Annotated in this window: 15 protein-coding genes; 4 read left to right on the top strand and 11 right to left on the bottom strand. The window is 59.9% G+C overall.

Annotation, left to right across the window (positions count from 1 at the left end; translation table 11 throughout):
* Nucleotides 1-100 precede the first annotated feature (100 nt).
* The gene (locus N0D28_RS11190; RefSeq protein ID WP_260559600.1) at nucleotides 101-337 is read right to left on the bottom strand and encodes a hypothetical protein; all 237 of its coding nucleotides are present in this window, start codon (nucleotides 335-337) and stop codon (nucleotides 101-103) included.
* 251 nt (nucleotides 338-588) lie between these two features.
* Here N0D28_RS11190 and N0D28_RS11185 point away from each other — a divergent pair, with 251 nt between their 5' ends.
* Together N0D28_RS11185 and N0D28_RS11180 are read left to right on the top strand one after the other, a co-directional pair.
* Nucleotides 589-789 carry a hypothetical protein gene (locus N0D28_RS11185; protein ID WP_260559599.1) on the top strand — a complete coding sequence of 67 codons (201 nt, stop codon included), beginning with the start codon at nucleotides 589-591 and terminating at the stop codon, nucleotides 787-789.
* Between the two features lie 652 nt (nucleotides 790-1,441).
* Nucleotides 1,442-1,732 carry a hypothetical protein gene (locus N0D28_RS11180; protein WP_260559598.1) on the top strand — a complete coding sequence of 97 codons (291 nt, stop codon included), beginning with the start codon at nucleotides 1,442-1,444 and terminating at the stop codon, nucleotides 1,730-1,732.
* Nucleotides 1,733-1,803: 71 nt separating this feature from the next.
* Here N0D28_RS11180 and N0D28_RS11175 read toward each other — a convergent pair whose 3' ends face one another.
* Together N0D28_RS11175 and tnpA are read right to left on the bottom strand one after the other, a co-directional pair.
* A complete protein-coding gene (locus N0D28_RS11175) occupies nucleotides 1,804-2,943 on the bottom strand; it encodes an RNA-guided endonuclease InsQ/TnpB family protein (protein ID WP_260559597.1) in 1,140 nt (379 codons plus the stop codon).
* Between the two features lie 4 nt (nucleotides 2,944-2,947).
* Nucleotides 2,948-3,367 (bottom strand): IS200/IS605 family transposase, encoded by a 420-nt coding sequence (gene tnpA, locus N0D28_RS11170; protein ID WP_446681958.1) that lies wholly within the window; start codon nucleotides 3,365-3,367, stop codon nucleotides 2,948-2,950.
* Nucleotides 3,368-3,528: 161 nt separating this feature from the next.
* Between tnpA and N0D28_RS11165 the strand changes: the two genes are divergently transcribed.
* A complete protein-coding gene (locus tag N0D28_RS11165; protein ID WP_260559595.1) occupies nucleotides 3,529-3,753 on the top strand; it encodes a hypothetical protein in 225 nt (74 codons plus the stop codon).
* A 449-nt stretch (nucleotides 3,754-4,202) separates the two neighbouring features.
* On the opposite strand, the gene N0D28_RS11160 is transcribed toward N0D28_RS11165, so the two are convergent.
* From N0D28_RS11160 to N0D28_RS11125, 8 genes are all read right to left on the bottom strand, one after another.
* Entirely contained in the window at nucleotides 4,203-4,577 is a 375-nt protein-coding gene (locus N0D28_RS11160) for a hypothetical protein (protein ID WP_260559594.1), read from the bottom strand.
* Between the two features lie 135 nt (nucleotides 4,578-4,712).
* Nucleotides 4,713-4,892 (bottom strand): hypothetical protein, encoded by a 180-nt coding sequence (locus tag N0D28_RS11155; RefSeq protein ID WP_260559593.1) that lies wholly within the window; start codon nucleotides 4,890-4,892, stop codon nucleotides 4,713-4,715.
* A gap of 421 nt (nucleotides 4,893-5,313) precedes the next feature.
* Complete coding sequence (locus tag N0D28_RS11150; RefSeq protein ID WP_260559592.1) at nucleotides 5,314-6,411, bottom strand: transposase; 1,098 nt, start codon at nucleotides 6,409-6,411, stop codon at nucleotides 5,314-5,316.
* Nucleotides 6,412-6,585: 174 nt separating this feature from the next.
* Nucleotides 6,586-6,756: a hypothetical protein gene (locus tag N0D28_RS11145; RefSeq protein ID WP_260559591.1), complete on the bottom strand. Its 171-nt coding sequence runs from the start codon at nucleotides 6,754-6,756 to the stop codon at nucleotides 6,586-6,588.
* 80 nt (nucleotides 6,757-6,836) lie between these two features.
* Nucleotides 6,837-7,346 carry a hypothetical protein gene (locus N0D28_RS11140; protein WP_260559590.1) on the bottom strand — a complete coding sequence of 170 codons (510 nt, stop codon included), beginning with the start codon at nucleotides 7,344-7,346 and terminating at the stop codon, nucleotides 6,837-6,839.
* Nucleotides 7,347-7,439: 93 nt separating this feature from the next.
* On the bottom strand, nucleotides 7,440-8,300 hold the full coding sequence (gene nikC / locus N0D28_RS11135; RefSeq protein WP_260559589.1) for a nickel transporter permease: 861 nt from the start codon (nucleotides 8,298-8,300) through the stop codon (nucleotides 7,440-7,442).
* On the bottom strand, nucleotides 8,297-9,304 hold the full coding sequence (locus tag N0D28_RS11130; RefSeq protein ID WP_260559588.1) for an ABC transporter permease: 1,008 nt from the start codon (nucleotides 9,302-9,304) through the stop codon (nucleotides 8,297-8,299). The genes nikC and N0D28_RS11130 overlap by 4 nt, the downstream gene beginning before the upstream one ends.
* Nucleotides 9,305-9,432: 128 nt before the next feature.
* Nucleotides 9,433-11,022: an ABC transporter substrate-binding protein gene (locus N0D28_RS11125; RefSeq protein WP_260559587.1), complete on the bottom strand. Its 1,590-nt coding sequence runs from the start codon at nucleotides 11,020-11,022 to the stop codon at nucleotides 9,433-9,435.
* A gap of 214 nt (nucleotides 11,023-11,236) precedes the next feature.
* On the opposite strand from N0D28_RS11125, the gene N0D28_RS11120 reads away from it, so the two are divergent.
* Complete coding sequence (locus tag N0D28_RS11120; protein ID WP_260559586.1) at nucleotides 11,237-12,577, top strand: ATP-binding response regulator; 1,341 nt, start codon at nucleotides 11,237-11,239, stop codon at nucleotides 12,575-12,577.
* Nucleotides 12,578-12,598: the final 21 nt, after the last annotated feature.

Below are 12,598 nucleotides of genomic sequence, written 5' to 3'. Positions count from 1 at the left end.
AAATTTAAGAGATCGCTTCTGAGTTCAGCTTGACCCCATCTTACGAGGGGTTGGCCAGTTTGGGAGGAAGAATGCGTCACTTCCCTTGCGACGAACACGATCACGGGTACAGATCAAAACCCTTAGCGTCCAGAAGCTGTTCCAAGCGTTTTTTTGCTGCATGAATATCGTCCATGCGTGCAGCCTCGAAATAAAGTTTGATGGGCCGTCCTGACCGAACCTTTGCGGTTTCCCAGGTCACATCCGAAAGGCTTTCCTCGGCTCGAAGTTCCTTAAGTGCGGCGTTCACGGCTTTTTCTGGAATACCAGCGTGGATGGCCATATCGTCTTTGATCACACCCGAGCTTACCAGCGTGTGTAGGTCATCAAAGCGATCTGAACCCCGCTCTCCTCGAGCCTCTCTGGGTGTCAAGCCGGACGCGACTCTTGAAGCATGGCCTCTGATGCCGATCAAATCCTCTTGGACATTCGGGCGCAGGTCGTAGGCGGTGCAAATGTCAGGGTGCTTTCTGGCCTGGTTAGTCGCCCACAGCAGACCTCAAAGCCAGTGGGCAGGCCATCGAGGCCCAGAGCGAGACGCTCCTGGGCATGTGCTCGAACACCACCGACGCACTAAAGATTCTCGGCGGCGAGGCGGGCGATTACATCATTCAGAAGCCAGGCCTGAAAGACCTGCTGGCTCAGGTGAACGTCAACCTGGGGAAAGTCGAGGAAGCCTTTTCTCGACTTTGGCCGTTGAGAGGGGAGCAGCGTGCCAGGCATCCAACTCATCTACAGCGTCCCGCCTGAGCGCGGGCTTTTGTCTGCCATATCGCTACGACTATCGGCCACCCGACCCACATCCCAACCCCCAGGCCACGCGGGGGCTGGGATGTGCTGCGCTCGGATGCTCTTATGTAAGGAAATTCACGCTATACTGCGTTTAACGTTAAACTCTTCACCCTCTAGAGCACTGTATGCGGATCTTGATGTGATGCGGACGTAAGGAACTTCACGCCATATTGCGTCCAACGTTAGATTTTTCGCCCCTGGAGGATTCTATGCAGATCGTACCGAAGTTCATGCACCGCCTGGTGTCTTCCCGTCGCTCAGCGCCTCAGCCGCCAAAGCCAGAGCCGCAGGTGCCGCCGAAGCCAGAGCTACAAGTGCTGCCGGAGGCAGAGCCTAAGGTGCCACCGGAGGCAGACCATACGGTGGACTTCGATGATCTGCTCCGAGCGCTGGGCTGCGATCTTTAGCGCCTGACCGGGCACACAACTCACTTCAACCACAGGCCGCCTTCGGGCGGTTTTTTCATTGCTGCGCTTAGGTGTCAGGGGCGCGGCTTTACTTGATTCATGCCGGAGGCGCTTTGAAACCACTTATTCTGATTCCCATTGCAGCGCTGCTCGCGCCCGCCGTGATGCTCAACCAGTAGCCCGCACCCTGCGCCCTCATCCTCTTGCCCGATCAGGTGGGCGGTGTGGTTTACCACATGCGGCTGATCGTCTCTCCCAGCTGCCCGGCCATCACCGTGTTGCGTGTTCGCAAATCCAGCACCCTGAACGTTAAGAGCAAGGGTACGCCGTACCAGCCGATCAAGCTGCTCGCGGGCGCGTGGGAGATCGGCAAAACCCGCAATACCGTGCCCACCGCCGAACTGTGGACAAGCCTTACATGGCGCTGGGAGCAATTCGACCCGGAGCGCTACAGCAACGTCACGGGTGAGCTGGTGATCGTGGGCCATGGGTGACCCCGCCGTGGATTTGCAACAACTCAACGCCACACTTCAGACCCTTCAGAAAGCCGTGATGACTCCCCGCCCTAAAGGGCGAGGCTTCTCTGGTCAGCAAGCGCCGGAGATTGCACGCTCTCGCAGAAGGCAGCATCCCTGCCCCGATTCAGGATATTCAAAGCGGCATGGACATCGCGGTGCATGTCCAGTCCGCAGTTGGCACACAGGTAGGCATGGCCGATTTTAATTTTCTGGCGATGCCCACACTGGTGACAGTCCTGACTCGTATATTTCGGGTCAACCCCGAGAACTCTCCGACCAGCGTTCGCAGCTTTGAGGGAGAGGATGTTGATGAAGCTGGCCCAACCCGCGTCCAGTACACCTTTGGCGGTACGGGAACGGGCCAGCCCGATGATGTTGAGGTCTTCGTGAAACACGGTGTCGTGGTGATTCACCAGAGTGCGGGCCGTCTTGTGGTGGAAGTCCCGGCGACGATTGGCGACCCGGCGATGCTCAGCAGCGACCTGACGCTTCAGCGCCTTGTGGCGGCGGCTGCCCCGCTTCCTCTTGCTGGCGGCCCGCTGAAGCAGGCCAATTTTGCGCTCCGACTTCTTGAAGTGACGGGGAGCCGGAACGAACTCGCCGTCCGACGTGATGAGGAAGTTTGGATTCGTGCCGAGGTCAATCCCAATCACGTCACCCGTCGCGGGGAGGGGTGCAGCTTCGACCTCGCAGGCAAACACGATGAACCACTTGTCACCCTCCCGCTTGACGGTGGCCGTCTTGACCTGCCCTTCAAGCGGACGGTGGAACGTGCAGCGCACGTTCCCAATCTTGGAGAGGTCGACCTTCCCAGAATCTTCCAGGGGCATCGCCCCCGTCTTACCCGCTTGCGGGTAAGTAAAGGAGTCGTAGTGGTTGCGCCCTTTGAACCTCGGATACCCGGCAGTCTGTTTTGCCTTGACCCGCCGAAAGAATCCCTTGAAGGATTTGTCCAGCCGCTCTATGACGTCCTGCAACACCTGGGAGTGGATTCCCTTGTACTCCGGCAGGTCGGCCTTGATTTCAGTCAGGGCGCGTTTCTGTTCGTAGTAGCGGACCGAGACGCCGCTTTTCTTGTAGGCTCCCCTGCGTTCCTCAAGGGCCGCGTTGTACAACTGGCGGCACAGGTACAGCGTGGTATCCAACGCCTTCTCCTGCGTGACGTTCGGGAAAAGCCTATATTTCATGGCCTTAAACCCCATCGTCTTCCACCTGCCCTTTGCGCTGCCCTTCGATGTACCGCTGAATCACCTCGGCGGAGATGTTGCCCGCCGACCCGACGTAGTAGGCATTCGTCCACAGGTGGCCGCGCCGCTTCAGCTCGGGGAACTCCTGAAGGAGAAGCCGAGCTGAGACGCCCTTCAGAATCTTGGCGATGTCGGACGGTGCCCATTTCGGCGGGCAGGACACGAACACATGCACGTGGTCCGGCATGACCTCCATGCCCCGGATGAGCCAATCCCGTTCAGCGCAGGTAGCCGTGAAAATCTCCATCAGGCGGTCACGGGACGGGCCGAAGAACGAACGACGGCGGTACTTCGGCGTGAACACCAGATGGTAGTTCAAATTGAAGTGTGCATGTCGTGTTGAACGCTCTCCGGCCATATGCACATGGTAGCAGATAAACCACTAGATTTCTAGCCCGTGCGGTGCTTTAGCTTTGCGGCACCTGCGGTGCCGAGGGCTTATATCCCCGCCCTCAAGGACGGGGATATAAGCCCTTTTCTCTAAAACGACTTGAACGCAGTGTCTCAGGCGACAGGGACAACAATGTGCCCGAGCCACGCACCGACATCACCAAGCTCAAGAGCGACGTTGCCAGCGTGGATACCGCCGCCTCTGACCGCCTGGATACCATTGAGCAGACCAGCCGGATTCAGGCGGCAAGGCAGGAGGGGCAGATGAACGTCATCACATATCTGGGCGGCGGCTCACCTGTTTCACTCATTGCGCTGATTTTGACCATCTTCAAGCCCACGACTGGACAGCACCCATGAGTTTGCATGATGCCTGGGTGGGTTGCGCTTTTTTTGTAGGTGTGTGTCGGTGCTAATGGGCTTGCTGGCCTCGCAACCTTGCAGAGCAGCATCTGGCGGCCCTCACCGTTCAGCTACACCGCTAGCGTGTACTTGCCGACTAAGCCGGAGGGTTGCCCAGGTGGGGTGGTGACGTGGCAGCCGCGCTTGATTGTTCGCAAGACCCCTATGCGGCTGATGGTGGCGCGTACCCTCTGGGACGTCTGAGAGGGCCGACACTCAAGCCGGACGTTGACCCCAAGTATTTCATCTGGACGCGCAACTCGGTCAGACGCGTAATAGCACGTTTGGGCAGTATCCGTCGCCTGCCGATTTGGAGCTGGACTTCCTCTATCGTATCAAGCACCCCAAAGAAGTGGCACTGATATATCCGATCGGCAGGACAGAGTCATCAACAGACCGATTTTGCTCTATTTCAGAGTACAGATATGGTAGAGAATAGTTGGAGAAGTAGCACTGGTATCATAAAATGTCTTCATGAAGAGATTGTTCCCTGAGGAAGTGCCGTAAAATTGATAGGTTAAGCCATCCTGGGAAAGCTTTTCCTTGATGATATTGAATCCTGGTTGATGAATGGCTTGCTGTCCGCCTTGGATGAATATTTTGGCGAACTCCAAGCTGAGTACAGTTTTTTTCTTGACAATATAATCGGTAGTGCAGCTCTTCCCTGAAAAATCCCTGGCCTCGCCAGTGATCTGTTGTTTAAGAGCGGTTGTCACTGTGAGGTTTTCTGCGGCAGCCAGGCCGCCAAGCAGCACACAAGTTGCCAGGAATTTGGAATTCATGGTCTCTAGCTTACGTCACCGAGGCGCTTGGCGGGGTCGGCGGGTAGCTCGCGTTCCTCACATTGGCTCCTCAGGTGCAGGATGATCATTTTCACGATGCCACCTCATCCAGCAGTGCATTCACTGACGAAGTCCCTACCCTGGCTGATGCCGGAAGCGGGGGCTTCGCGTCATCCTGCACTCGCTCAGGTAATCTTCCGGCTCAATACCTTCCATCACGAGGGCGATCTCCTCACTGATCTCAGCGCGCAGCACCTCAGCCCGCTTCTTCTCCGGCTTCCAGTTCTCGAAACGGATTCTCGCCTGACGCGACATGGCGATCCTCATCTCGAGATCTGGATACTTGTTTCCCGCCCACATATCCAGACCTTCTTACAGAAACGCGGCGCTCTTCTCGCTATCCCATTCCCGAACATGGGTAGTTGCCGTGCCGGTTTTGACCTTGATTAGGTGTGGGCAGAACAAAACGGATCAACATATTTCTGGGCATGACTTAATGGCAATAGGCTGACTGGAGAAGGGGACATGCGTAGTTCATGCGTAAAAGGTTCGCCGCCTTCCAACTTTCAGCGAATACTACAGAACTTCTTTTTTCGTGTCTTGCCCTCCCAGACGGCGAAAAAGTAACCAGAGACTCCCGGGAGTCATGTGGCGTAACTGAGATGTTGCAGTTTACGTTAGAAGCCCCAAATCTGCGTCCTGGACGGCATGAATTCGATTGGTCTCTCGATAAAGTTCAGAAAGCCGCACATAGCTGAAGAATTTCCACCTCACCTGCTGAGCAAGTGTGCCCCAATCTGGCCAAGTGGGATCGCCCGGATCCGGGCGATCCCACCATTCGAAATGGCAGAGCAGGAAGCTCAGCAGACTCAGACAGAGATACCGACGCACGCCAAGTTTCTTGGGCAGAACGGACGCCCTTGAGGACGCCTGCCCGCTTGCTGTATTGGCCGAATTTTGCGAAGCCAAAACGACTCTTGAGGGTCTTGAAGAGTGCTTCGATTTTCCAGCGCCGTCTTCCCGTTCGCTTGATGACTGGTCCGGTGCGCGGCACCGTAGAGACAATGAAGCGCTGTTCCTGAGCATCGCCCTTTCTGGCAGGCAGCCAGATCCAGCTCACCCACAACGGCACACCAGGCAAGTCGTGAAGCTCAATTCTTCGCCCTGGAGTCGTAATGTCTCGAAGATGCTGCCCGGTCGTCGTTTTGCGGTCACCGCGCATCCCGACAAAGCCAGCGAAATTCAGCGCGATGACGCCCTGAAGAAAGTCTTTGCTACTGAACCCGCCATCGGCCAAGAGATGAATCGTTTTGCTGCTGGTTCGGACTTCCCATGGAAGTCCGTGAAGGAGTTTCAGCGCCAATTGCGTTGGGGAGGGCTCCCCTTTGCCCCGCCAGATCAAGAACGACCAGGGAAGCCGCAGGTCACCACAGCAGATGTACAGCAGGACGACGTGGACGCCACGCACACCATTTAAGGTATGCATCCAGTCGCCCAGCCCAGCAAAGTTGCCCTCTTTCCCAAGCGAAGTCAGATCAATGATCAATTCGACACGCGGAGGACGGCCTCGGCACGTCTTCCGAGACTTCCGGAATTCGCGCAGGGCATGGCCTCGCATCACTCGGATCAAGGCCTTGAGACTCCAGATATACTGGTTTAGAAAACGGCTGAGGGCAGCGGGAGACTTGACGGTCGCTAAGCTTGGATGGGGCTTCCCCAGCGCGGCAAGGAATAAACACAGCAGCACCTGGACACTGTCCAGGTGCTGCTTACGCGTGAAGACTTTGAGGGTGTCAGCGTAAAGCTGTCCAGTACGGGATTCTTTTGAGTTCATACCCCCATATTGAAGTGCAAACCCGTGCTGGACAGCCTTTTTACAAACTGCAACATCTCAGGTAACAAGCATGACTCCACTTTACATGCGGCGAGTCGGGGGTTCGAATTCCTCACCGTCCACCACGAAAAAGCCTCGCCTTAGAGCGGGGATTTTTTGTTGCCTCGCCCAGCTTCAGGGCCGCAGCAGGTACATCAGCATCAGGAGCCAGCCCAGGCAGCACATCAGCAGCCAGGTGGGAATCAGGTAGGGTCTGGAGCGGTAGCCGGTCTGGACATGCTCACAAAACCCCAGCGTACCCCCCACAGAAAGCAGGACGAGACCGAGACTTCCCAGGACGTCCACACTTCAAAGTATTCGATAGATCTTTGAGAAACCTCTACACAGTTCTCATAAGGCGTCTTAACCCGCTGGGGGGAGAACACTTATTTGGTGCCGTGAAGTTGAATGGCGTCAATCTCCTCATAAGCACTCATGTTGTGGTTGGGGTCAATGACCACCTTTACTGCCTTGACCAGATAAGTGGTTTTTGGAAAGGTGGCGATGAAGTTCACAGTGTAGTTTGGTTGTGTTTTGTCCTGTCCGGCCCAAACCTGGTGCAGCGCACCCGCCGTATCGATGGCAAAAATCCTGGTGACGAAGCCGTTTCCGAAGGTCTCACGCACCAGCACCGCGCTGGCGTAGACCGGTTCCTTGAAGCTGACCGTGATGGACTGCGCCACGCCGTTCTGTGTGGCCGAGGCCCAGGCTGTGCCGTTGTCGCCGTAGGTCATGGTATTGGGTTCGCCGAGTACCTGCTTGGCCGCCCAGCTGTCCGCACCATATTCCGAACTACGGGTCACGACGGCGCTGGCCCACTGCTTGAGCAGGGTGTCCTGGGCGGAGGCTGAGCTGAACAGGGTACTGAGGAGGATGGCAAGTATCGGACGGTTCACGGCTCTCCTTTTGATGCGGGGGATGAGATCATCCGCACGGTAAAAGAAGAGCCGTCAAAGTGGCGTCAAACTTTTTCGATCTATACTTTGGCCTCAGCGTCCGCGCGGGTCGAACACGTCACGCAACCCGTCGCCGATCAGGTTGAAGGCCAGTACCGTCAGCAAGATGGCGACGGCGGGCGCACTCGACGCCCAGGGAGCCTGCGAGATGTAGTTGCGCGTCTCGGAGACCATCGCGCCCCACTCGGGGGTGGGCGGCTGCGCGCCGAAGCCGATAAAGCCCAGGCCCGCCGCTGTCAGGATGGCGCTGCCGACATCGAAGCTGCCCTGCACCAGTAGCGGGGCCAGCGAGTTGGGCAGCAGGTGCCGCAGCGCCACCCGTCCCTGTGAGCTGCCCAGGGCGCGGGCCGCCTCCACGAACTCGCGCTCGCGTAAGGCCAGTACCTGGGCGCGAATCAGGCGGGCGTAGGTCGGCCACGACACCAGCGCCACCGCGATCATCACGTTGGTGAGACTCGGCCCCAGCGCCGCTGAGATCGCCATCGCCAGAATAAGGCTGGGAAACGCCAGAAAGACGTCAGTGACGCGCATCAGCACCTCGTCCCACCAGCCGCCCAGCAGCCCGGCCAGCAAGCCGATCAGCGAACCCGACACCAGCGAGGCCAGCATCACGCCGACGCCCAGACTCAGCGAGATGCGTGCGCCGTTCAGCACGCGGGTCAGCACGTCGCGGCCCAGTTGGTCGGTGCCGAGCCAGTGTGCGGCGGACGGCGGCGAGAGCCGGACAGCCAGGTCCTGCGCGCCGGGACTGCCCAGAAACAGTGGGCCAATCAGTGCGGCGACGAGCAAAAAGAGGAGCAGAACGAAGCCCAGCATGGCCCCGCTGTTGCGCCTGAGCCGCCGGAGCGAGACGTTCTCGCTGCGTTTTGGAACGCGTTCCAGGGTTGTGGTCATGAGAAGCTGATCCTGGGATCAAAGGATGCGTAAGCGAGGTCCACCAGCAGATTGACCAGCGAGTAGGCCAGTCCCGCCACCAGCGTCACGCCCATCACGGCCGGGAAGTCGAGGCTGATGGCCGAGGTGGTGGCGTAGCTGCCGATGCCCGGCCAGGAGAAGATGGTTTCGGTCAGTACCGCGCCGGTCAGCAGGCTGCCGAACAGGCTGCCCAGCACTGTCAGCAGCGGCAGGGCGGCATTCTTGAGGGCGTGTTTGATGATGACTTTGTTCTGCGCCAGCCCCTTGGCGCGGGCGGTGCGAATGTAGTCTTGCGAGAGGACTTCTAAGAGCGCGCTGCGTGTCATGCGGGTCAGCAGCGCTGCCGAGAACGCGCCCAGTACCAGCCCCGGTAAGATCAGGTGGCGCAGGGCGTCCACGAAGACTTGCGGGTCACGGGCGATGATGGCGTCAATGGTGACCAGCCCGGTGTGGACCGGCGGCGGGAGGCTGTAGGCGTCCAGTCGCCCCGGCCCCGGTAGCCAGCCGAGGCGCTCGTGGAAGATGTTGAGCGCCAGAATCGCCAGCCAGTAGACTGGGGTGGCCCCGCCCAGGAGCGCGAAAATGCGGGCCAGCAAGTCCGGGGCTTTGCCGTGTTGAAGGGCAGCCAGGATACCCAGCGGCAGCCCGATGATGAGCGAAAAGACCACCGCGCCGAGGGTCAGTTCCAGGGTCGCCGGAAAAAACTGCTGGAGGTCGGCGGTGATGCTGTTCTGGGTTCTGAGCGAGGTGCCGAGGTCGCCGTGCAGCAGTCTTCCCATGTACACGCCGTACTGCACTGGCAAAGGTCTGTCGAGGCCGTTCTTGACCCGGAATTCCTGAAGCTGCTCCTCACGGGCATTGTTGCCCAGCGCGGCGGCAGCGGGGTCCGCTGGGAGGGCGTGCGAGATGAGGAAGGCCGCCAGCGTGACGCCCCACAGCACAAAGACCATCAGCGCCAGTCGCCGGAGAATGTAGATCAGCAAAGGGATCTCCTTGGGCTATGGCCCGTGAGCGAAGGATAAGAATACACATCAATACGAAAGCGGCGAACTCCGAGATGGGCGCTCTGAAGAAGCCCACACCCCAAAGCCCGCCGCTCAGAGCGACCTGATTACTTCTTGCTGACCTTCTCGAAGCGCACGTCACCGTTGGCGTTGCGGCCAAAGCCCACCACGCTGGCGCTGAGTACCACTGGCTTGTAAGGCTGGTACAAGATGACGTAAGGGCCGTCTTTGGCCACCAGGTCAGTGAGCTGCTTGTAGAGGTTGATTCGCTTGGCCGGGTCGGTTTCGATGGCCGCCGACTGGGCCAATTTACTGGCCTGGTCGTTTTGCCAGCTGTTGCGCCAGGCCAGCGACTTGGCGTTGTAATCGGCCAGTGGAGTGCCGTTGCCGTCGGCGTCGGCATAGTCGGGACTCCAGGCCACCTGAATCAGCGGGGCTTTCTGGGCACGGTAGGTGGTCAGGAGTTCGGAGTTGACCATCTGTCTGATGTTGGCCTTGATACCGACCTTGGCCAAATCCGATTGGATTTTGGCGGCAAGGTCTTGACAGGGCACGCCGCCCGAGCAAGAGCCGGTGCTGACCAGAAAATCCACGCTGAAGCCGTTTGGCTTCCCTGCTGCCGTCAGCAGCTCCTTGGCTTTGGCCGGGTTGTAGGTATACGGTAAGGCACTGTTGGACCCGGTCAGTCCAATGGGGATGATGGTCTGGGTTTTGCGCCCCAGGCCTTGCAGCAAGCTCTTGATGATGCCGTCCTGATCGATGGCGTAGCGCATCGCCTCACGCACGCGGGGGTCTTCAAAGGGTGAACCTTTGGCCGAGTTCATCCCGAGGTAAGCCAACTGGAAGGTGCCGGTCTTGAGGCCCTTGAGCTTGGGATTGCTGAGTGCGGCCTTGAAGGCGTCGGGGGTGTAGTCCCAGGCCACGTCGATCTCACCGGAGTTGAGGGCCGACTGCTGGGCCGAGGATTCCAGCATGTAGCGCATGATGACCCGTTTGATGTTTGGCGATTTCCTGAATGCGTTGGTATTGACGTCCAGCGCCACCTGCGCGCTGCGGTCCCAGCGGTTGAGCATGAACGGCCCCGACCCCGCCGAGTGGTCCTTGAGCCAGCCGGTGCCGAAGTCGCCGCTCTGCTCATGTGCTTTGGCTTCAGTCGAGTCAATCACGCCGCCCACGTTGAAGGTCAGCAGCGCCAGTACGATGTTCGGGTTGGCGGTCTTGGGAATGTCCATGACCACCGTTCTGGCATCCGGGGCCGTCACCGAGCCGACTTTGATGTTTGCCACATCGGTCAGCAGGAAGCTCGACGGCGTCTTGAGCTGAATGACCCGGTTGAGCGAGTACACCACGTCGGCAGCCGTCACGGGCCGCCCGGTACTGAATTTGGCGTCGCGCAGCTTGAAGGTGAGGCGCGACCCGCTGGCGGTGGGAGTCACGGTCCAGCTTGATGCCAGACGTGGCCGCAGGGTGGTCAGGTTGTTGCCCTCGTAGGCGACCAGGGTGTCATACAAATTGCCTGCGACCAGCGAGCCGGTGAACTCGTACGAGACGCCAGGATCGAGCGTGATCAGATCCGAGAAGTCGCCGCCCAGGACCAGGGTACTTTCGCGCCCCTGAGCGGCGGCCAGCGGCAAGCTGAGAGCGAGGGCGAGCGCCAGGGCGTGGCGAAAGGGGCGTCTTTCTTTGGCTGGGTGCATGTCGGGTCCTCCCTGAGAACGGTGAATCGGTGAACGTGGCACGAAGGAGCAAAGAAATGAGGGGAACGGTCCAGAACCACCGGCCCGCCCCACCGAACTCCGGGCAGCCTGCGCCCGGTTGCGCCTCATTGTGCCACTCTTCACCAATCCGATGTTCAGTTCTGGTCAACACCGACAGTCGGCGGCCCGGCCCCGGCGTAAACTGAGCGGCGAGATGACCCAGGTGCCTGCCGTTCCCGCTTCAGCGCTGAATTTCCCGCCGCCCGGCGGCGAGCTGCGCGTGCTTCACCTCGAAGACAACATTCTCGATCAGGAACTGGTCGCCATTACCCTGGAGACTGCCGACCTGCCGTGGGTGCCACTGCTGCGCCAGGTCGAGACGCCCGAAGCGTACCTGGAGGCCCTGAGCGAATTCAGGCCGCATCTGGTCTTGTCGGACTTCTCACTGCCCGGCTACGACGGTCTGTCGGCCTTCGAGGCGGCCCGGCAGGACACGGCCTACCTGCCCTTCATCATCGTGACCGGCGCGATGGGCGAGGAGGTGGCCGTCGATACGCTGCGCCGGGGCGTCACCGACTACGTGCTCAAGCAGCGCCTGGAGCGGCTCGCGCCCGCTGTGCGCCGGGCCATCGGCGAGGCTGTCGAGCGCTCGCGGCGCGAACTGGCCGAGGGAGAGATCCGGGCGCTCAACGCCGCCCTGCAAATTCGCTTGCGGGAAGTTGAGCATCTCAACAAGGTGGCCGAGGAGGGCCGGGTCAAGCTCGAAGACACCGCCCAGCAGCTCGAGGAAGCACTCAAGCTCCAGAAGACCTTTCTGGCTGAGACCAGCCACGAACTCCGCACGCCGCTGACGGCCCTGCTGGGCTACCTGCGCCGGGTGGAGCGTGAGTTCGCAGTGGCGGGCGCAGCCCCCAGCCAGACGCTGAGTGACGCCCAGCGGGTGGCCGAGAACATGACCCGGCTGGTCAACGATCTCTTGCAGCTCTCGCGCGGCGAACTGGTGCAGAGCATCGAGCCGCATTTCGTGAATCTGGGCGAACTCCTGAAGGCGGTGGGGCGTGACTACAACGTCGCCGTCAGCACGCCGGAACTGGAGATCGTGGGCGATCCGGGGCGGCTGACCCAGGTGTTCGTCAATCTGGTGACCAACGCCGTGCGGGTCAGTGGCGGGGCCGGGCAGGTGGGCCTGGAAGCGCGCGAGGAAGACGGTCAGATCAAGGTCTGCGTCATCGATCACGGTCCCGGTATCAGTGACGAGATCAAGCCGCGCATCTTCGACAAGTTCTTCCGGGGCAAAGAGGCCGGGTCGGCGGGCCTGGGCCTGACCATCGCCCAGCAGGTCATCACCGCGCATGGCGGTGTCATTGGGGTGCGTGATACGCCCGGCGGCGGGGCCACCTTCGAGGTCTGCCTGCCCTCGCTCGACGACGACGAGGACTGGGACGGCCACTGGGCTGAGGTCTCCTGGGACGACGCGGCCTCGCCGGACGAAGTCGGGCAGGATGGAGCTCGACAGGGTGAAGACGTGCCAGAAGGCGAACCGGATGCTGGTTAAACTGGCCGCAGCGGCGCTAGG

It is taken from the genome of Deinococcus rubellus, assembly GCF_025244745.1.
In the GTDB taxonomy this organism is placed as follows: Bacteria; Deinococcota; Deinococci; order Deinococcales; family Deinococcaceae; genus Deinococcus; species Deinococcus rubellus.
The sequence above is the reverse complement of the archived record's forward strand: the minus strand, read 5'-3'. Positions and strand labels throughout refer to the sequence as shown.